General features: G+C 72.0%; 17 protein-coding genes. 9 read left to right on the top strand and 8 right to left on the bottom strand.

Annotated features, from left to right (window positions below):
* The first annotated feature begins 5 nt into the window (after positions 1 to 5).
* The 3 genes from ACFU97_RS21100 (at position 6) to ACFU97_RS21090 (ending at position 4,943) form a co-directional block, all read left to right on the top strand.
* Complete coding sequence (locus ACFU97_RS21100; RefSeq protein ID WP_384258601.1) at positions 6 to 2,285, top strand: ATP-binding protein; 2,280 nt, start codon at positions 6 to 8, stop codon at positions 2,283 to 2,285.
* A 141-nt stretch (positions 2,286 to 2,426) separates the two neighbouring features.
* Positions 2,427 to 3,431: a bacteriocin fulvocin C-related protein gene (locus ACFU97_RS21095; RefSeq protein ID WP_384258599.1), complete on the top strand. Its 1,005-nt coding sequence runs from the start codon at positions 2,427 to 2,429 to the stop codon at positions 3,429 to 3,431.
* 327 nt (positions 3,432 to 3,758) lie between these two features.
* Complete coding sequence (locus ACFU97_RS21090) at positions 3,759 to 4,943, top strand: type III polyketide synthase (RefSeq protein ID WP_384258597.1); 1,185 nt, start codon at positions 3,759 to 3,761, stop codon at positions 4,941 to 4,943.
* Positions 4,944 to 5,010: 67 nt separating this feature from the next.
* Here ACFU97_RS21090 and ACFU97_RS21085 read toward each other — a convergent pair whose 3' ends face one another.
* The 4 genes from ACFU97_RS21085 to ACFU97_RS21070 all read right to left on the bottom strand — a co-directional run bounded on the left by ACFU97_RS21085 (position 5,011) and on the right by ACFU97_RS21070 (position 10,082).
* The gene (locus ACFU97_RS21085) at positions 5,011 to 7,230 is read right to left on the bottom strand and encodes a SpoIIE family protein phosphatase (protein WP_384258595.1); all 2,220 of its coding nucleotides are present in this window, start codon (positions 7,228 to 7,230) and stop codon (positions 5,011 to 5,013) included.
* A 166-nt stretch (positions 7,231 to 7,396) separates the two neighbouring features.
* Positions 7,397 to 8,311, bottom strand: a complete 915-nt coding sequence (locus tag ACFU97_RS21080) for a hypothetical protein (RefSeq protein ID WP_384258593.1) — start codon at positions 8,309 to 8,311, stop codon at positions 7,397 to 7,399.
* A 4-nt stretch (positions 8,312 to 8,315) separates the two neighbouring features.
* Positions 8,316 to 9,371, bottom strand: coding sequence for an NlpC/P60 family protein (locus ACFU97_RS21075; protein WP_384258591.1), 1,056 nt, complete (start codon positions 9,369 to 9,371; stop codon positions 8,316 to 8,318).
* A gap of 210 nt (positions 9,372 to 9,581) precedes the next feature.
* Positions 9,582 to 10,082 carry a GNAT family N-acetyltransferase gene (locus tag ACFU97_RS21070; protein ID WP_384258588.1) on the bottom strand — a complete coding sequence of 167 codons (501 nt, stop codon included), beginning with the start codon at positions 10,080 to 10,082 and terminating at the stop codon, positions 9,582 to 9,584.
* Between the two features lie 62 nt (positions 10,083 to 10,144).
* Between ACFU97_RS21070 and ACFU97_RS21065 the strand changes: the two genes are divergently transcribed.
* Positions 10,145 to 10,726 (top strand): hypothetical protein, encoded by a 582-nt coding sequence (locus tag ACFU97_RS21065; RefSeq protein ID WP_384258585.1) that lies wholly within the window; start codon positions 10,145 to 10,147, stop codon positions 10,724 to 10,726.
* 23 nt (positions 10,727 to 10,749) lie between these two features.
* Here ACFU97_RS21065 and ACFU97_RS21060 read toward each other — a convergent pair whose 3' ends face one another.
* Positions 10,750 to 11,643: a helix-turn-helix domain-containing protein gene (locus tag ACFU97_RS21060; protein ID WP_384258583.1), complete on the bottom strand. Its 894-nt coding sequence runs from the start codon at positions 11,641 to 11,643 to the stop codon at positions 10,750 to 10,752.
* Between the two features lie 180 nt (positions 11,644 to 11,823).
* Between ACFU97_RS21060 and ACFU97_RS21055 the strand changes: the two genes are divergently transcribed.
* From ACFU97_RS21055 to ACFU97_RS21045, 3 genes are all read left to right on the top strand, one after another.
* Positions 11,824 to 12,750, top strand: coding sequence for an alpha/beta hydrolase (locus ACFU97_RS21055; protein ID WP_384258580.1), 927 nt, complete (start codon positions 11,824 to 11,826; stop codon positions 12,748 to 12,750).
* Between the two features lie 220 nt (positions 12,751 to 12,970).
* Positions 12,971 to 13,399, top strand: a complete 429-nt coding sequence (locus ACFU97_RS21050; RefSeq protein ID WP_384258931.1) for a hypothetical protein — start codon at positions 12,971 to 12,973, stop codon at positions 13,397 to 13,399.
* Between the two features lie 112 nt (positions 13,400 to 13,511).
* Positions 13,512 to 14,510 carry a threonine/serine dehydratase gene (locus ACFU97_RS21045; protein WP_384258578.1) on the top strand — a complete coding sequence of 333 codons (999 nt, stop codon included), beginning with the start codon at positions 13,512 to 13,514 and terminating at the stop codon, positions 14,508 to 14,510.
* Positions 14,511 to 14,528: 18 nt separating this feature from the next.
* On the opposite strand, the gene ACFU97_RS21040 is transcribed toward ACFU97_RS21045, so the two are convergent.
* A complete protein-coding gene (locus ACFU97_RS21040) occupies positions 14,529 to 15,116 on the bottom strand; it encodes a TetR/AcrR family transcriptional regulator (RefSeq protein ID WP_384258575.1) in 588 nt (195 codons plus the stop codon).
* 114 nt (positions 15,117 to 15,230) lie between these two features.
* Here ACFU97_RS21040 and ACFU97_RS21035 point away from each other — a divergent pair, with 114 nt between their 5' ends.
* On the top strand, positions 15,231 to 16,226 hold the full coding sequence (locus ACFU97_RS21035; RefSeq protein ID WP_384258572.1) for a zinc-dependent alcohol dehydrogenase family protein: 996 nt from the start codon (positions 15,231 to 15,233) through the stop codon (positions 16,224 to 16,226).
* 53 nt (positions 16,227 to 16,279) lie between these two features.
* Here the strand turns inward: ACFU97_RS21035 and ACFU97_RS21030 are convergent, their stop codons facing one another.
* Together ACFU97_RS21030 and ACFU97_RS21025 are read right to left on the bottom strand one after the other, a co-directional pair.
* Positions 16,280 to 16,660 carry an NUDIX domain-containing protein gene (locus ACFU97_RS21030; RefSeq protein WP_384258569.1) on the bottom strand — a complete coding sequence of 127 codons (381 nt, stop codon included), beginning with the start codon at positions 16,658 to 16,660 and terminating at the stop codon, positions 16,280 to 16,282.
* 191 nt (positions 16,661 to 16,851) lie between these two features.
* Positions 16,852 to 17,499 (bottom strand): PadR family transcriptional regulator, encoded by a 648-nt coding sequence (locus ACFU97_RS21025; RefSeq protein WP_384258567.1) that lies wholly within the window; start codon positions 17,497 to 17,499, stop codon positions 16,852 to 16,854.
* Between the two features lie 70 nt (positions 17,500 to 17,569).
* On the opposite strand from ACFU97_RS21025, the gene ACFU97_RS21020 reads away from it, so the two are divergent.
* Complete coding sequence (locus tag ACFU97_RS21020; protein ID WP_384258564.1) at positions 17,570 to 18,274, top strand: ABC transporter ATP-binding protein; 705 nt, start codon at positions 17,570 to 17,572, stop codon at positions 18,272 to 18,274.
* Positions 18,275 to 18,277: the final 3 nt, after the last annotated feature.

Below are 18,277 nucleotides of genomic sequence, written 5' to 3'. Positions count from 1 at the left end.
TTCCTGTGGACGATCTCTTCGCCGTGGCCATCCGGCGGTACCGATTACGCGCGGGGCTGACCCAGGAAGCACTGGCCGAGCGGTCCGGTGTGTCGGTCAGCACGATCCGCGGCATGGAGACCGGCAAACGCCGCAACCCTCAGCTGGCTTCGGTACGCCAACTCGCCGCAGCACTGGACCTGGGGCCGACCGAACGGGACGGGCTGCTGGCGGCGGCGACCGGTGCGGCCGAGTCCCCGGCTGTCCCGGTGCCTCGCCAACTGCCCGCCCCACCGGCGCCGTTCGTGGGTCGGCAGGACGAACTCGACCGGCTGGACTCCGCGCTGGGGGCCGGGTCGGGTGCGGCGGGCACCGTGGTCATCTCCGCGATCGCCGGTGCCGGCGGGGTCGGCAAGTCGTGGCTGGCGTTGCACTGGGCGCACCGCAATGCCGACCGTTTCCCGGACGGTCAACTCTTCGTGGACCTACGGGGATTCAGCCCCGACAGCGATCCGATGGATCCGGCCGTGGCGGTCCGCGGATTCCTCGACGCGCTGGGCGTCGAGCCCGGCCGTATCCCTGTGGCGCCACACGCCCAGGCGGCCCTGTTCCGCAGCCTGGTCGCGGACAAGCGGATGCTGCTGGTCCTGGACAACGCCGCGGACACCGCCCAGATCGCCTCCCTGCTGCCCGGCGGCGACACCTGTACCGTCGCGGTCACCAGCCGCAACCGGCTGTCCGGTCTGATCACCGGTCACGGCGCCCATCACCTGTCCGTCGACACGCTCACCGACAGCGAGGCCCGCGGACTCCTCGTCGCCCGGCTCGGCGGCCCACGTATCGACGCCGAACCGGCCGCGGCGGACGAACTCGTCAGGCTGTGCGGCGGGTTCCCGCTGGCGCTGAGCATCATCGCCAGCCGCGCCCACACCCACCCGCGTCTGCCGCTTTCCGAGCTCGCCGACGAACTGCGCGAGGGCGCACTCGACGTGCTCGACGACGCCGACCCGGCCGCGAGCCTGCCCGCCGTGCTCTCCCTGTCCCAGCGCGCGCTGACCGACGAGGAGGCCGAGGTGTTCGGACTGCTCGCGATCGCGCCCGGACCCGACATCGGTCCTGCTGCCGCCGACAGCCTCACCGGCCGCGGCCGAAGCCGGACCCGGGCCCTGCTGCGCAGACTGGAACAGGCCTCGCTCATCGACCAGGACGGCGCCGGCCGCTACCGCATGCACGACCTGATCCGCCGCTACGCCGGCACCGCCCACGACCTCGGCGACGAGACGCGGGCGGCGGCGCTGCGGCGGGTCCTCGACTTCTACACGCACACGGCCCACGCCGGCGCCCGCCTGCTTGACTCCCACCGCGAGGTCATCGACCTCGCCCCGCCGGCGGCCGCCTGCCATCCGCAGCCCCTGTCCGACATCCCGGCGGCGATGGAGTGGTTCGACGCCGAGCACCAGAATCTGCTCGCCGCGCAGTGCACCGCCGCCGCCCACGGACTGCACCGCACGGCCTGGCAACTGGCGTGGACGCTGAACGACTTCCACTACCGGCGAGGCCACCGCCATGATCAGCTCGCGGTGTGGCGGATCGCGGTCGACTCCGCGGGCCGGGTGCCCGACCCCGACGCCCAGATCCTCAGCCATCGCCTGCTCGGCCGCGCCCATGTCGTCCTCGGGCACCACGAGGAAGCGATCAGCTCCCTGAACCAGGCACTCGCCCTGAGCGAGCAGCAGAACGACCGGGCCCTCCAGGCCCACGCGCACTACACGCTCGCGTCGATCTGGCCCGACGGCCGGCGGGCGCTGGAGCACGCCAGACTCGCGCTGGACCTCTACCGCGGGCTCGACGAGCCGATCCGCGAAGGCAACGCGCTCAACGCCGTCGGCTGGTACGCCGCGCGCCTGGGCGAGTACGACACCGCCCGCGAGCACTGCCAGGCAGCGCTCGCCCTGTACCAGCAGCACCAGGACGTGAACGGCCAGGCGCAGACCGAGGACAGCCTCGGCTACATCGACCACCACAGCGGCCGTCACCACGACGCCGTCCGGCACTACCGCGAGGCCATCAGCCTGTACCGCGACCTCGACAACACCTACGAGACCACCGACACACTGGAGCGACTCGGCCACACCCACGCCGCCCTCGGCCACCACGACCGGGCCCGCACGGTGTGGCAGGAGGCGCGGGACCTGTTCCGGCAGCAAGGGCGTGACGAGGAGGCCGACCAGGTGGAGCGACAGCTCGACGGCCTCGCCGGACTCGACGGCCGCGGCGAACAGGACGGACCGGACCGCGCGCAGTGACCTCCCGTACCGGTCATACGTGAACGGTTCGTGAGCTGTTTCGCCGTGGAGCGCGCCAGCAGGATGGTGCCGCCGGCGCGGGCCAGACACGGCCCTGGCCGGGCGCCCGCACCTGACCGCGGGGGAATGGAGACTCCACAGATGCCCACCACCGACGGACACGTCTCTCACGAGTCCGACGTCCGCTGGATGCTGGCCTTCGACGCGTCGTGCGCGACGTGCCGCGCCGTGTCCTCGATCGTGTTCAACGCCTGTGCGGCGCGGCTGGAGGTGGTCGCGCTCGGCCGGGCCGACGTCCGCGCCTGGCGTGCGGGCGCCCTGGGGCCGGACGCACCCTGGGCGCCGACTCTGCTGAAGGTCACCACCAGGACAGGCGACCTCGCGGAGGCGCCGGAGCGATCCACATCCGGAGGTCGCGAGTCCGTCCGTGCCTGGACCGGCCCGTCGATGACGTTCCAGCTGCTACGACGCCTCGGCCCACGGGCCACGGTCCGCGTCCTGCGGGCGCTGGGGGAGGCGCGTGAGGGGACCACCGGCTCACCGGCCGGCACGGGCGCGAGCCGTGCGCAGTTCCTGCGCGTCGCCGGAGGGCTCGCGGTTGCCTCGACCATCCTGTTCAAGGGCGGTACACCCGCGTTCGCCGAAGGGCAGGACGCCGCGGCCGCGGACAAATGGGTCGAAGCGCACGCCGGGCGACTGCCCACCACCTATGCCGACGTGACCGCCCTGCCCCTGGCTCACCGCCGCGCCGTCCATGCGGCACTTCCTCCGGCCGCCCGCAGCCGCCTGTGGGTGGAGCACGTCGACCGCTTCCGCACCGCCCATCCGCAGCCCACGGCCAGGCAGGCCACGGTCCTCGCACGGGCCCGCACCACCGCCGCCGACCCGGCGACCTTCCATCGGCGCCCGCTCGCACGCCCCCTGCACAGCGACCTGACCGAATCCGCCATCGCGGCGTTCGGCAAGGAGCAGGCCGTGCAACTGCTGGCCACGCTGGGACCGTCGGAGGTCCTGGCGCAGGACTGTGCCTGCAGTTCGTTCTCGGACGCGTGCCTCTTCAGCGACTGCATCGGCGGCGGATGCACGATCTCCGACGGCGGCTGCGGGGAGTTCTGGATCTGGGACTGCGACGGGACGTGCCGCTGAGGCGAAGCTCGATCGGCCGAGTGATCGGGAATCCCAACTGGCCGGTACCGTCTGCCGATCGACCGGGTCCGGGCTGAATGCCCGGGCCCGGTCGCCGTCGTCGTACGGCATCTTCGGGACGCGAAATGTGCGGATTTCTCACCGCCGGCATCTCCGCGGGATGGGCAATTGGCCCAGTATGCGCACCTCATGGCTTCATCGTGAATTCAACCAATGGACGTTCGATGCGAAGTACAGTGCTCCTGCGGCACCTTGACCCCACACTGCCGATTCAGGCAGATTTCGGCCATTTCAGGCCGACAAGGTTTGCCGGGAAAGGGGCGGAATGTGGACGCCTACCTGTGTCCTCCCGCTGTAGTGCACGGCGAACACGCCGTGAGGACAAACCAGATACTGGACGAGGTGCGAAGCCGGCATCCGCAGGCGTCGTGGCTGCCGCGCATCGACGGCATCGCCGCGAGCACGGGGATCACCTCACGGGGGTGGATGCTGCCGCTGGAGACGGCCGTCGCACCCAGCAGCGGGAGCGGCCTGCGAACTCCGAGCGCCGGTCCGGCCCGTGAAGCACTGGCCCGCAGCGGGTTCGGCGACGCGGAGGTGGACCGTGCGATCGCCGCACTGGAGGCGATACCGGCACCGCAGACCATCCAGGAACGCACCGCGCCCGCCTGGGCCGCCGTCCAGAGGTACGCGGAGCACGCGGCCCGCGAGGCCCTCGAGATCGCCGGGCTGGCGACCTCGGACGTCGACTGCCTGATCACCAGTCACTCCACCACCCCGGCCCTGCCGGGACTGGACCTGTCGCTGCTGAACCGGCTCCCGCTGCGCAGCGACGTACTGCTGCTGCCGGCCAGCCAGTGGGCCTGCATCGCCGGGACCCGATCGCTGGCGCTGGCGGCCGATCTCGTCGCCGCGGACCCCGACCGCGTCGTGCTGGTGGTCATATCGGAGGCGCTGAGCACCACCTACCAGCCCGCCGACGACACGCTGGAATCCCTCATCGTCCGCCTGCTGTTCGCGGACACCGCCGTCGCCGCGGTGGTCACCGGCCGCCCCCGGGCAGAATCGATCCTGCGCCTGGATGCCGCCTGGCACCACACGCTCCCCGGAACCTCGGACCTGCACTGGCTGGACACCCGGGCCGACGGCACGCATTTCGTGATGGACCGCCGCGGACCGCGCGCCGTGCAGGAGACCGTCACCGAGATGTGGACCTGGCTGCACAGGCGCCACGAGAACGACGCGCACCCATGGAACCCCGACCTGCTGCTCGCCCATCCCGGCGGGACCCGGGTGATGGAGTACATGGAGCAGACGATGCCCGACGGGTGGCCGAAGGGGCTGCTGGACTACAGCCGGGACAGCTACACCACCGGCAACCGGGGTGGTGCGGCCGTACTCGACATCCTTCGGCGGGCGCACGACGCCGGACAGAAGACGGGCAGCCGCACCGTGCTGTACGCGGCCGCGCCCGGGCTGACGGCCACGGCGATCGAGGGGGAGTGGCTCTGACGCCCGCTTCCTCACCCTGAGGGACGGTCACCGCGGTGACGGCCGTCACCTGTAGTCACCGTGGGGGCTACACGTCCAGCTCCGCCCACACCGCCTTGCCGGTGCTGGTCCACCGCACGCCCCAGCGCGTGGTGAGCTTGTGGATGACGTGCAGGCCGCGCCCGCTGTCGTCGAGTGCCTCGGCGTGGCGCAGGCGCGGGCGGCCGTTGCCGGTGTCGCAGACCTCGCACGTGAGGCGGCCCCCGGCCTTCACCAGCCGTACGGTCACGGGCTCGGCGCCGAACAGGACGGCGTTGGTGACCAGTTCGCTGATCACCAGGAGCGCATTGTCCAGGGCCAGCGCGCTGATGTCCCATTGCCGTAGCAGGGAATGGGCCAGCGTGCGGGCGCGGGCCGCGGTGTTCTGGCGGGCGGAGAGGTGCCAGGTCGCGGTGTCCCGGCTGCGGCGGCCGGTCATGCGGGCGAGCAGCAGCGTCACGTCGTCGCGCAGGCGGCCCTGCGGGGCGAGATCGGAGACCACGCGACGCGCGGTCTTCTGCAGATCGTCCCAGGGGTGGATCCGGCGTACCGCGTCGGTGAGCCGGGCGATGCCGTCGTCGATGGAGGCCGCCGGATCCTCGACCAGGCCGTCGGTGTAGAGGCCGAGGATCGAGCCCGGCGGTGCGGCGAACTCCTGCACGTCGAACGGCTCCCGTACGGCGAACTCGGCCCCCAGGCCCGGGTGCGGCTGCGCGGCGACCGTGGTGGCGGACCCGTCGGGGTGGACCAGGATCGGGGGCAGATGGCCCGCGTTCGACATCACGACCCGGTGGTCGACCGGATCGTAGACCGCGATGCAGCACGTCGAGCCGAGCGCGCTGTAGCCGGCGGCCAGGCCCGCGTCCGTGTCGTCCAGCAGGGTCACCGTCTCGTCCAGGCGCTCCAGCACCTCCCCGGGACCGAGCCCCGCCGACAGCAGCGCGCGGGCTTCCATGCTCAGCTGGCCCATGGCCGCAGCGGCTCCAAGACCATGGCCTACGACGTCGCCGACCACCAGCGCGGTCCGGTCGCCCGGCAGCGGAAAACTGTTCACCCAGTCGCCGCCGACGCCCGCGCTGTCCGGGGTGGTGGGCAGATAGACGCTGGCGACCTCGATGGTGTCGCTGCCGGCCCGTGGCAGCAGCCGGCGCTGCAATGCCAGCACCTGGGCGTGCTCACGCTGGTGCTGGCGGGCCAGGTCCACGTGACGGGCGGTCTTGGCCACGAGTTCCTGCAGGTCGAGCAGCTCGCTGTCGCGGAAGGGGCGCTCCGGCCGCCGCCAGACCTCGGTCACGCCGAGCACGATGGGGCCCGGCGCTCCTTCGGGGCCTTCCACGACGAGCGGTACGCACGCCACGGTCGCCGGCCGGTCGCCGGGTACCAGGGCGCGCACCAGCCGTGGCTCGCTCAGGACCTGCTCGATCGCCTCGCGGTCGGGGATGACGGTGGCACGCGGCATGTCGTCACGCGTGACCGCGCCCACCAACAGCCGGCTCGCCTCGCGGGGAAGGTTGTCCCCGCAGGTCAGATACCCCTCGGGCCACGCGCGGTCGGGCACCAGGGCCGCCCGTCGCAGCCGGATGCGCTCATGGGTCTGCTCGGTGACCGCTTCCCCCGTCCACACGGCGAAGTCGAGGTCCACGGCGGCCACGTCTCCCCAGGCCAGCAGGGACTGGGCCAGGGACTGGGCGGTCTCGCCGATGTCCAGTGACGTCCCGATCGCGGCGGCGGAGGCGTAGAGGTGGAGCCGTTTGGCCATGGCGATCAGGGAGACCGTCAGACCGCCCGAAGGCGCCCTGGCGGGCAGGATGCTCATCGAGACCACCATCTCGGTCCCGTCCTGCCGGCGCAGGCGCTGCACCCGGGCGACATGCGCCTCGCGCGTCTCCAGGACGTTCCGCAGACGCTGGCTGACCGTCGCCACGTCCCCGGGAGGCAGCAGCTCGGCGAACGCGATCCCGCGCGCCGCACGCACCCCCGCGAAAGGGGCCGCGTTCAGATTGCAGCTGGTGATCCTCAGATCCCAGTCGAGCGTGACGACCCCGAGGATCTGCTCCTGCCCGCCGGGTTCCTGCCCTCCGCCTCCGCGGCCTCCACCCTCCCGGCCTCCGCCTTCCTGGTCGCCCCCCGCGGGCCGACGGGCACGACTCGGGTTCCGCGCGGCGCCGGGACCTGTGGCCTGCGCGGTTCCGCCCGCGGGGATGTAGTCCGACAGGGCACCGCTGACCATGTCGAACGGCGAAGACGATGAGGAGGGCGTGGGATCCATGCAGCTCACCCAGCTCGCTTACTCCGGCGCAGGCCGGAGTGACAGTCCCGAGTCCGTGCGATCGAGCCCCGAGATCCCTGACCGCACACCTCTTGGATAACACAAACGCCGCCTTCACCGTAGAGGTAAAGGGTGAGCAAAGCCGGAAGGTGGGGCGCCGGACCCCCTAGGGCGGTGACTCGGAGGACCGGCCGGGCCGGCGCGTGAACCGCCGCAGTCCGCGCCGTGTGGGCCTGAGGGGCCTGTCCTCGGGGGCCACCGGCCCCTCGCCCGCGGCCAGAGCCGGCGCCTCTGCCGGGGGCGTCACGGGTTCGCCGCCCCGCTCCAGCCGACTTCGGACGGCCCGGGCCATGGCCTGGTGGGCGGGCTCCAGGAGCAGGCCCTCCGCGGAGAGGCGCTCCCACATGTGCTGCAGCTCCTGCCCGCGGGTGACCACCTGGCGCTCGTCCAGCAGCCGCTGCCACGCCGCGGTGGCGCGGGCCACCTCGGGCGCCGCCCGGTTCAGGTCGGTGCGGCAGCGGATGCGCGCCACGGTCAGGGCGAGGACCGTGGAGAGCATGTAGTCGCCGCGCAGGTACGCCAGGTAGGCCTCGATGGCCCGCGCCTCCATCGACAGCTCGTCCTCCGCGCCCCTGCGCAGCGTGAGGTGCTCGCGCAGCGCGCTGGCGAGGACGAACGCGGCATGCAGCTCGTCACGCTGCGCGTGCTGGATGATGCGCTCCACACGGGCGAGCGGCGGGAACGCCGCCTCCTCCGCGGCCGTGCGCTCGCGCCCGGGCGGCAGGTCCTCCTCGTCGGCGATGGTGCGGCTGGAGCCGTCGGGGTGCACCCGCAGCCGTGCCACCTGCATGACGCTGCGGTCGATGACGGTGGCCGCCACCGGCGCTCCCAGGGTGCGGGCGAACATGGCGATGGCGTCGAGGATCGCCTCGTTGGGCTGGCGTACGCCGCCCATGTCCAGCAGATGGCCGTTGACCACCGTCGAACCGTCCTCGGCCACGTAGGCGTCGAGACGGATCAGCGGCGGTGCGGCGAGCGCGGGCAGGTTCTGCTCGTTGCGGGGTGTCAGCGAGTGGGTCATGCGCTCAGGCTCCCGGCCGTACGACGCCGAGGATGGGCATGGAGGCGGCCGGCGCGATCGTGACCGTGCGTCCGGGCCGTGGCGCGTGGACGATCCGCCCGCCCCCTATGTACATGCCCACGTGCGTGGCATCGCCGAAGTAGATGATCAGGTCCCCGGGTCGCGCGGACGACAGGCTGACCCGGGTCAGCCCGTGCCACTGCGCCTGCGAGGTGCGGGGTATGGGGTGGCCGGCCGCCGCCCAGGCCGTGGAGGTGAGTCCGGAGCAGTCGTACGACGACGGGCCCACGGCGCCCCAGACGTACGGCTTGCCGATCTGGGCCATGGCGAAGTCGACGGCGTTCGCGGCCGCCCCCGTCGCCTTCGTGCCGCCGCCCCCGTCGGAGCCCGTCCACCGGGACTTGGCCTTCTCCGTGTCCTCCTTCTCCAACTGGGCGAGCTTGCGCGTCTGCCGGGTCTGGAGACCGGCCTCGATCTGCTCGGCCTCGGCGATCTTCGTCTCGATCTTCTTCTTGGCCGCGGCCTTGTCCGCGCGGGTGCTCTTCAGCTCCCGCAGCTTCTTCGCGGCGGCGTCGGTCTGCCGGCTCACCTCCGCGCGGGCGGACTTCTGCGTCTCGGAGACGTTGACCAGGCTCCGCAGCGCCTGACGGGCCTGCGACGCCTCGTCCAGGGCCTGGTCGGGGTGGTCGCCGAGCAGCAACTGGATGCCCGTGGAGGCGAGGTCGCCCCCGCGGTACTGCGTACGGGCGGCCGCACCCGCCAGGTCGTGCAGATCGTTCACCCTGCCCTCGGTACGGGCCAGGTCCTTGCGGAGCGAGGTCAGCCGCTTCTCCTGCGCGGCCGCCTTCTCGTTCGCCGTGTTGTACGCCTCGGTGGCCACCTCCGCCTCGCGGTAGAGGCCGTCGAGTTCGGCGCGGATCTGCTCGATCGATTTGTCGTCCTGTCGGTCGGGTGTGCTCGGGGCCGCGTAACTCGGGCTGGGCAACAGGGCGATCGCACAGACGATTGCCGCTAAGTTGGCCCCACTCCGCAGCGGTCTGCCGCCGGTCGACACGTTCATCAACTCCACTTTCAGAGGTCGCGTGCAGGCGGCTCAGACGGACGACATGCCCATCGCGGTCGCCAATGCAAGCGCCACGATGGGCCGTTCAAGCCTCGAACACATTACCGTCCGCTGAACGTTCGAACGCTCCATCCCCTGCGCGTGTCAACCTGTCGGCACGTAAAACTCTCTGCCGTGGCCCGCCGCGTCGTTCGCCCGGAGCGCGGCTCACTTCTCGAGGGTCAGGTCGCGCCGATACCAGGTGCCCGTCCTGCCGCCGAGGTCCGAGGGCCCGGCCGGCCCGGCCGGGACGAACCCGGCCTTGGCCAACACCCTCTGGGACGCGGCGTTTTCATGCGAGGTGGCCGCCCTGAGGGTGTGCAGCCCGTGCCGCTCCACCGCCAGCCGGCACAACTGGCGTACGGCCGCGGTCGCGACGCCGCGCCCGGAGGCGTGCTGCGCGACCCGGTAGCCGAGTTCGGCGCTGCCGTCCGAGAGGTCGTACAGGTTGAACCGCCCGAGCACCGAGCCGTCCTCGCCGACGAGGACGTAGAAGGCGCAGATGCCGGCCTCCTGCTCGGCCAGCAAGGCACTGAACCCCTTGGTGAACTCGGCGAAGTACGCGTCGCCGCGGTCGGTGACCGAGGAGGCGAAGTAGTCGCGGTTCGCCAACTCGAAGGCGAGGACCGAGGGCGCATGACCTGCATCCAGTCGCATCAACTCAGGCACGGATCAACCCTATCCGCACAGGTGGTGGGCGCAGGCAATAGCCCGGGGTGACAATCCCCACCATGGAGGACGCGTTCACCCTGCTCGGGCAGGCGGTCGAGTTGCTGCCCGAGGACGCCGTGCGCGGGGGCCTGACGGTCGCGGACGTGCGCGAGGAAATCCGGTGCCAGGAGTGGGAGTTGGTGCTCGACCTTCTCGTCGAGATCGCGGATGCCCGTCCCATGTCCGAGGAGTACTGGGAGTTCCTGGCCGAGGCTGCCCGGCAGATGATGCTCGACCGCGGCCGCCGTTGGTGCGAGTGGCGGGCGTGGGAGGTCCGGCACGGTATGGTCCGGGCGACGTTGAGCCTGCCGGAGGCGGACGAAGGCCCGCGGCGCACCGCCTTCTCCGGGGACGGCCGGCTCAGGCCGCTGTGGGACATCGGAAACCGCGCACCGGACGGCGGGCGATCTCTGAACGTCGCGACGCTGTGGGTGGAAGACGCCGATGAACTCGGTCCCGGAGAGACCGCCGACGTTCGGCTGGCCCCCTTGAGCCCGGAGCAATGGCGGCATGTGCGGGTCGGTGACGTGATCACCATGCACGAGGGCGCGCCGGTCGCGGGTACGGCCAAGGTCGTCGAAGTGCTGCCTCCCCGCGCCTGAGGCACTCCGAGGGCGGTCAGGCGTCACGTGCTCGGGCCCTCCACGAGGCCACCCCGGTCACCGCCCCGGCCCGGTTGGTCCGCCGTCCAGGACGTCAGGATGCGCAGGGCGTCGTGCGACGGGCTGCCGGGTTCGGCGGTGAGGACCATGAGGCGCTGGCCCGAGCCGTCGGGGCTGGCCCAGGTGTCGCAGTCGAGCGTGAGGTCGCCGACCAGACGATGCCCGTAGTGCTTGGTGCCGTAGCTCGCGGTGTTGACGCGGTGTTCGGCCCACCAGGTGCGGAAGTCGGCGTCCTGGACGGACAGTTCGCCGACGAGGCGGACGAGTTCGGGGTCGTCCGGGTCGGCGGCCGCCTCCATGCGCAGCGCGGCGACGGCATCGCGGGCGTCGTGTTCCCACTGCTGGTGCATGCCCCGCATGACCGGGTCCGTGAAGAGGAGGCTCACGTAGTTGCGCCGGTCCGGCGGAAGCTGCGAGAAGTCGACGTAGAGCGCCACGGCCGCGGCGTTCCACTCGAGGACGTCCATGCGCTTGCCCAGCACGATGGCCGGTGTCTGCGTCAGCTGGTCCAGCAGGCGCCTCATCGCGGGCCGCACACGCTGCGCGGGCCGTCGCCGGCGTGGCCGGGCGTCGGTCTTGCCGGCGAGCTCGTACAGGTATCGCTGCTGGTCGTCGTCGAGGCGCAGCGCGCGCGCCAGGGTGGCGAGCACCGACGCGGACGCCCGTACGCGGCCCTGTTCCAGCCGGGTGTAGTAGTCGACGCTGATCGCCGCGAGCTGCGCGACCTCCTCGCGGCGCAGGCCCGCCACCTTGCGGCGCGTACCCGGGTCGGGAAGGCCGACCTCGGCCGGGTCCAGCTGTGCCCGGCGGGCCTTGAGGAACGCGGCCAGCTCGTTGCGATCAGGTGCGGGAGTCATGTCTCCCATTGTCCCTTCGGACCCGGTGCCGTGAGGGGGCAGATTCCTTCCCGGGCAAGAACGTGCTGCTTTTGCACGTCTGGGACCTGGGCGAACGTGGAGATCAGCCCGGCGCAGTGCCGGGTCCGAGGCCCACCTCGACGGTGCGGCCCGACCGGAACACCATCTGCGGAGAACCACATGAACAGGACCGACGTCACCTTCGACAGTGCCGGCATCACCCTGGCCGGGCACCTCTACCTCCCCGACGGACCGGCCGAGGGTCCCCGCCCGGCCGTCGTCGTCGGTCATCCCGGTACGAGCGTGAAGGAGCAGACCGCCGGTCTGTACGCGCAGCGCCTGGCGGAGCGCGGTCTCGTCACGCTGGCCTTCGACGCGGCCTACCAGGGGGAGAGCGGTGGCCTGCCGCGCGGCCTTGAGGACCCCGCCCAGCGCGTCGAGGACCTCAAGGCCGCGGTCTCCTTCCTCACCACCCGCGGCGAGGTCGACGCCGAGCGCATCGGGGCACTCGGTATCTGCGCGTCCGGCGGCTACGTCCTCCCGGCCACCGCGAGCGACCACCGCATCAAGGCCGTCGGCACGGTCAGCGCCGTGGACGTCGCGCGCCAGTTCCGGCTCGGCGCCGACGGAACCCAGGACCCGGCCGCGTTCCAGGCCATGCTGGACGCCGCGGCCCAGGCACGCACCGCGGAGGCCCGGGGCGAGCAGCCGCCGGTGCTCACCCTCTTCCCCGACACCGCCGAGCAGGCCCGCGCGCTCGGTGGGGAACACGCCGTCGAGGGGTTCGACTACTACCGCACGCCGCGCGCCCAACACCCGCGCGCGGCAAGCTACTTCACCTGGAACAGCGTCGACAGGATGGCGACCTTCGACGCCTTCGCCGCCGTCCCGCTGATCGGGCCCCGGCCCCTGCTCATGCTGGCGGGCAGCCGCGCCGTCACCGCCTGGATGAGCGTCGACGCCTTCCAGCGGGCCACCGGGCCCAAGCAGCTCCACTGGATCGACGGTGCGAGCCATGTCGACCTCTACGACAAGAAGCAGTACGTGGACCCCGCCGTCGGCCTCCTCGCGGACTTCTTCACCGAACACCTCGGCCAGGCGTCCTAGTTCGGACTGTCCACGCGCGGGGATGGCGAAGCGGCGTAGGTTCCGGACGGGTGCCACGATCAGGATCGCCGTCTCGCGCACCCGGGGGCGGCGGTCGCGAAGCGGATGGCCGAGCCCAGGGCGAGGTCGGCCCGCGGTCGTGCGTCGGGCCGATCCCGGTCCGCGCACACCGTCCGCGCGGATCGTGTTTGCCTTGGACGCGAGCGGCAACGCGAAGTTCATGAGTCAATCGAACAGCGGCACGAACCAAGGTTCCGCAGCGAAGCGGAGTGCATCTTCCAAGGCTCGGCGGGCCACGTCGAAGGCGACCGCCCCCGCGTCACAGGCGGCGAACAAGGCCGCCGAGAAGTCCGATGACGTGGCGTCGGCGGCTGCTGACAAGGCCGGACGTACGGCCGAGGCGACCTCGGCGGTCGTGCACGGCGCTGCCGAGCGTGTGCAGGCCGGTCGTGAGGCCGTCGTCGCCGCCTCCGGCCAGGCCGCGGCCCTCGCCAAGACGGCGTGGACGGTGATCGCCCAGCGCAAGCTCATCGCCGCCGGCGTGGGCGCGGGGGTGTCGGCGCTGGGTGCCACGTCGTACCTGGCAGGCCGACGGGCGGGACGTCGTACGCACGGTCCGATCACGCGGATGACCGGCGGCCGGATCTGAGGCGGCAGGCGGACCCCGCCATCCGCCCGTGGCGGGGTCGCCGCGGCGCGCCCAGGAGCGTGGCCGCCGGCCCGGCGTGGTGGCGGGGCGGGTGAGGTTACGCTGCTCCGTCATGCAGGAGACGCGTCTCGACACCGCTCGGATTCGGGCGGCACGCCGGATGATCGACCCGGTGTTCCGCGACACCCCGCTCTACCGGTGTGAGGCGCTGGAGCCCGATCTCGGGTGCACGGTGAGCATCAAGCTCGAGACGGCGAACCCGGTCCGCAGTTTCAAGGGCCGCGGCACGGAGGTGGTCACGAGCCTGCTCGCCGGCAACGGCTCGCGGGCCGCCGTGTGCGCGAGCGCCGGAAATCTCGGCCAGGCCCTCGCCTGGTCCGGGCGCGGGCGGGGGATCGACGTCACCGTCGTGGCATCGCGCCATGCGACCGCGGCCAAGCTCGATCGCATCCGCGCCCTGGGCGCCGGGCTGGAACTGGTCGATGGGGATCATGAGTTGGCCCGTGAGCGGGCGGCGGACATCGCGCGGCACGACGGCATCCGGCTGGTCGAGGACAGCCTCGACATCGAGACCTGCGAGGGCGCGGCGACCATCGGCCTCGAGCTGGTGGACGCCCTGCCGTCGGCCGGGTTCGACGCCGTCCTCGTCGCCCTCGGCGGCGGCGCGCTGGCCACCGGTGTCGGACACGTCCTGAAGACCTTGGCGCCCGGCGTCGAGGTGATCTGCGTCCAGCCGCTGGGCGCACCGGCGATGACCCGGTCGTACCACCAACGGCGCGTCGTGGTGACCGAGTTCGCCCAGTCCATCGCCGACGGAGTCGTCGGACGGCGGCCCATCCCGGCCGTCCTGGGCGATCTTCTCCTGGTCGCCGACGACGCCGTACTGGTGCGGGAGTCGTCGGTCGTCGCGGGCATGCGGTTGTTCTTCGACCGCGCCGGCCTCGTGGTCGAACCGTCGGCCGCGCTCGGCGTCGCGGCGCTCCTCGAAGACCCCGGACGATTCGCCGGCCGCCATGTCGTGACCATCGTGTGCGGCAGCAATGTCGACGTGGACGCCTATCACCGCTGGGTCGGCGCGGGAGGCGGCGCCGCTCCCGTCAGCGCCCCCTGACCGTCCTTCCTCTACGGTTCAGGCGCCCTTGCCGCCCGTGTGGAACAGGGCGGCCGCACGGCCCGCCGTCTTGGCGGCGTCCACGACGGCACGGTCCTGGAGCAGGCGTCCCGAGGCGAGGGCACCGTCGATCAAGAGCCCGAGGTGCGCGGCCAGTTCGGCGGGCTCGCCGGCACCGGCCGCGGCGGCAAGCCCCCTCAGCCACTCCTGCCGGCGCTGCGTGTGCGCGATGGCGGCGGCGTGGGCCTTGGAATCCGGCTCCGCCTCGACGGCGGCGCTGACGAAGGGGCAGCCGAAGAACCCGTGCCGGTCGAAGGACGACAGCAGTGCGTCGAAGAGGCCCGCCATCTGCTCCACCGGTTCGGGACCCGCGGCCTCGGCGGCCGCTCGCAGGCGTTGCATCCAGGATTCGTCCGTGCGGCGCAGGTAGGCCGCGATGAGGTCGTCCTTGGTCCGGAAGTGGGCGTAGAGGGTCGACTTGGCCACTCCCGATTCCGCGATGATCTGGTCGACACCGACCCCGCGCAGCCCGTGCCGGTGGAAGAGGCCGGCTGCGGTGTCGAGGATCTTCTGCTCCGTGTTGGTCTTGCGTACGCGCGTCGCCATACCGGACAGACTAGTTCGTTCGACTGATGACCGGAAACCACGGTTGGCATTTCTTAATCGGACAGACTAGTCTGTTTTATCAGCGCAGGATGGACTGACGCTGGTGATCGAGAGATGAGGTGCGCGATGCGCGCGGTGGTGGTGGAGGAGTTCGGCGGGCCGCTTCAGCTGAGGGACATCTCCCAGCCGGTGCCCGGATCGGGGCAGGTGCTGGTGGAGGTGCACGCCAGCGGGGTCAATCCGCTGGACACGAAGATCCGGGCGGGCCGGGCCGGACACGCCCGCTCGCAGCTGCCGGCGGTGCTGGGCCTCGACCTGGCGGGGCGCGTGGTGGAGACGGGACCCGGCGTCGACGGCCTCGCGGTGGACGACGAGGTCTACGGCCTGACGGGCGGCGTGGGCGACCTGCAGGGATCGCTGGCGGAGTTCGCGGCGGTCGACGCCCGGCTGGTGGCCCGCAAGCCCGCCGCGCTGTCGATGCGAGAGGCCGCGGTGCTCCCGCTGGCCGTGATCACGGCCTGGGAGGGGCTGGTGGACCGGGCCCAGGTGCGCAGCGGGCAGAAGGTGCTGATCCATGGCGGTGCCGGCGGCGTGGGCAGCGTGGCGGTGCAGATCGCGCTGGCCCGTGGGGCCGAGGTGTTCGCGACCGCGTCGGCGGGCAAGGCGGACGTCCTCCGCCGGCTGGGGGCCGTGCCCATCGACTACAGGCAGCCCGTGGCCGACTACGTGGCCGAACACACCGGCGGCGCGGGATTCGACGTCGTCTACGACACCGTCGGCGGCGAGGTGCTCGACGCCTCCTTCGAAGCGGTCCGCACCTACACCGGCCATGTGGTCAGCGCCCTCGGCTGGGGCACTCACGCCCTGGCGCCCCTGTCGTTCAAGGGAGCCACGTATTCAGGTGTGTTCACGCTCCTGCCGCTGCTCACGGGGCAGGGTCGCGAGCATCACGGGGAGATTCTGCGCGACGCGGCGGCCCTGGCCGACGAGGGCAAGCTGCGGCCTCTGATGGACCCGCACCACTACGACCTCTCCACCGTGGCGGACGCGCACGCGGCGGTCGAGGGCGGGACGGCCCGAGGGAAGGTCGCCGTCGACATCCGCGGCTGATCGGCGACTTGGGCGGCCGGCCCGGGGGCGCAGGTGACCGGGGGTGCAGGTGACTAGGCGGGCGTGTGGCCCTCCAGGTACACGCGTACGGCGTGCGGGACTCCGGCGGCGACGGCTTCCGCGATCGGCACCCAGTGGAGCTCGTCCCGGCCGAGCCGCGCGTCGTCCGAGGGGGTCTCGCTCAGCAGTTGGCACACCACGGCCGGGCGTGAGTCCGCCGCGCCCGTACCGTCGGGGGCCAGAAGTGTCGTGCCGTCGACGAGGTAACCGGTGAGCTCGTAGACCACGCGGGCCGCGGTGGCCGCCGCCGGTTCGGCGAGTTCCGGGTCGCCCGAGGGCAGCTTCCAGTCGTCCCCGGCCTTCACCAGCAGTACGCGGCCGGCGTACTCGACGACCGCGTCCACCGGACCTTCGGAAGCCTGCTCCATGGTCATGGCCCAGCCGTCCCTTCACAGTTCGTCACCTCGACCCGGCCCGTCGTGCGCCTCGACCTGGCCTGTCATCCCGAGCCACCCTTTCCTACCCGGCACGCATCGGTTCACGCGGCGCGGAGCGCGGGACGGCCGGAACGCGGACGGCGCGCGGGGCCGCGCAGGCGGGAAGCCGGTGTCGTGCTGACGGCTGCCTAGGCGGAGTCCGACCAGGGCCTCGTCTCCCGGTCGCCGTGACGGACGGCTCCGCCGTGGTCGTCCTGACCGTGCTCCGTTGCCGACGGCTGCTGCGGCTGCTGTGCGTCATGCACGCCCTGTGCCGCGGCAAGCGGGCTCAGGTGCCGCTCGGCGCTGTCGAGGAGCCCCAGGTCGGCCTTGGTGTGCGCGACGGCGGCGTCGATCAGCAGGGCGACCAGTGGCTCGGCGGCATGCGCCCGGCGCTGCCGGGCGAGACCCGCGAGTTCCGACAGGTACGTCTGGCGCTGGGTGTCGATGAGCGCGGCCAGCGCTTCCGTACCCAGGGCGGCGGCGCCGAGGAGCTTCAGGAAGATCTCGTCGCGGAAGCCACCGGTGCGGACCCACGCGGTGGTCGCCCAGGCGCGCATCTCGGCGTCGCCGGCGGGGGTCAGCGTGTACAGGTTCTTGTCGGGGCGGTCGCTCTGCGTGACTTGTGAGCGTGTGACGTATCCGTCCCGGACGAGCCGTTCCAGGATCTGGTAGAGGTGGCCGATGTTGAGGCCTCCCCACTGTGGCCCGATGGTCTCCTCGAACTGGGCCTTGAGCTCGTAACCGTGGCTCGGCCGCTGCTTGAGGAGCGCGAGCACGGCATGTTGAAGCGGCATGGACCTCCCTCCTGCATTGTGACAATGTACCGTTGCATTGCGGCAATGTAGGGGAGTGGGGGCTGTTTCGATGGCTGTGAGCGTGGCGTTGCGAGGGGTGAGCCGGCGCTACCCGGGGCTGATCGCCCTGGACGAGGTCGACCTGGAGGTCGCCGCGGGGGAGGCGGTGATGCTGACCGGGCCGTCCGGGGCCGGGAAGTCGACCGTGCTGCACGTGACCGGCGGGATGGACCGGCCCGACGAAGGCGGCGTCGAGATCGACGGGAAGAAGCTGCTGCCCCGGGACCTGGACGCCCACCGGCGGCGCATCGGGTTCGTCTTCCAGCGCTTCCATCTGCTGCCCGCGCTCACCGTGCTGGACAACGTACTGGCGCCCGTCCTTCCCCGCAGGGTCGACTTCGACCGGCGCGAGCGCGGCATGGAGCTGCTGGAGGCGGTCGGCCTGGGCGGGCGGGCCGACGCCCTGCCGTCGGAGCTGTCGGGCGGCCAGCAGCAACGCGTCGCCGTGGCACGCGCGTTGATCAACCGGCCGGGGCTGCTGCTGGCGGACGAGCCGACCGGCAATCTCGACAGCGTCATCGGCCGCGAGATCATGGATCTGCTGATGTCACTGCGTGAGCGCTACGGCATGACGATGCTCGTCGCCACCCACGACCCGGAGGTCGCCGCGAACGGCGACCGGGTGGTGCGCCTGCAGGACGGCAGGATCACCTCGGACCGGCGGATCACCGCGTCCGGTGACGTCCTGGACCGGCTGGGGGGCCTGCGCCCGTGATAG

It is taken from the genome of Streptomyces sp. NPDC057616 (genome assembly GCF_042800575.1).
GTDB lineage: Bacteria > Actinomycetota > Actinomycetes > Streptomycetales > Streptomycetaceae > Streptomyces.
The sequence above is the reverse complement of the archived record's forward strand: the minus strand, read 5'-3'. Positions and strand labels throughout refer to the sequence as shown.

What these genes read in the sequence shown, in the direction of transcription:
- ACFU97_RS21095 (WP_384258599.1), top strand. Translation starts at nt 2,427, where the DNA reads ATGCCCACCACCGACGGACACGTCTCTCACGAGTCCGACGTCCGCTGG.
- ACFU97_RS21085 (WP_384258595.1), bottom strand. Translation starts at nt 7,230, where the DNA reads ATGGATCCCACGCCCTCCTCATCGTCTTCGCCGTTCGACATGGTCAGC.
- ACFU97_RS21080 (WP_384258593.1), bottom strand. Translation starts at nt 8,311, where the DNA reads ATGACCCACTCGCTGACACCCCGCAACGAGCAGAACCTGCCCGCGCTC.
- ACFU97_RS21075 (WP_384258591.1), bottom strand. Translation starts at nt 9,371, where the DNA reads ATGAACGTGTCGACCGGCGGCAGACCGCTGCGGAGTGGGGCCAACTTA.
- ACFU97_RS21065 (WP_384258585.1), top strand. Translation starts at nt 10,145, where the DNA reads ATGGAGGACGCGTTCACCCTGCTCGGGCAGGCGGTCGAGTTGCTGCCC.
- ACFU97_RS21060 (WP_384258583.1), bottom strand. Translation starts at nt 11,643, where the DNA reads ATGACTCCCGCACCTGATCGCAACGAGCTGGCCGCGTTCCTCAAGGCC.
- ACFU97_RS21055 (WP_384258580.1), top strand. Translation starts at nt 11,824, where the DNA reads ATGAACAGGACCGACGTCACCTTCGACAGTGCCGGCATCACCCTGGCC.
- ACFU97_RS21050 (WP_384258931.1), top strand. Translation starts at nt 12,971, where the DNA reads ATGAGTCAATCGAACAGCGGCACGAACCAAGGTTCCGCAGCGAAGCGG.
- ACFU97_RS21045 (WP_384258578.1), top strand. Translation starts at nt 13,512, where the DNA reads ATGCAGGAGACGCGTCTCGACACCGCTCGGATTCGGGCGGCACGCCGG.
- ACFU97_RS21040 (WP_384258575.1), bottom strand. Translation starts at nt 15,116, where the DNA reads ATGGCGACGCGCGTACGCAAGACCAACACGGAGCAGAAGATCCTCGAC.
- ACFU97_RS21035 (WP_384258572.1), top strand. Translation starts at nt 15,231, where the DNA reads ATGAGGTGCGCGATGCGCGCGGTGGTGGTGGAGGAGTTCGGCGGGCCG.
- ACFU97_RS21030 (WP_384258569.1), bottom strand. Translation starts at nt 16,660, where the DNA reads ATGACCATGGAGCAGGCTTCCGAAGGTCCGGTGGACGCGGTCGTCGAG.
- ACFU97_RS21025 (WP_384258567.1), bottom strand. Translation starts at nt 17,499, where the DNA reads ATGCCGCTTCAACATGCCGTGCTCGCGCTCCTCAAGCAGCGGCCGAGC.
- ACFU97_RS21020 (WP_384258564.1), top strand. Translation starts at nt 17,570, where the DNA reads ATGGCTGTGAGCGTGGCGTTGCGAGGGGTGAGCCGGCGCTACCCGGGG.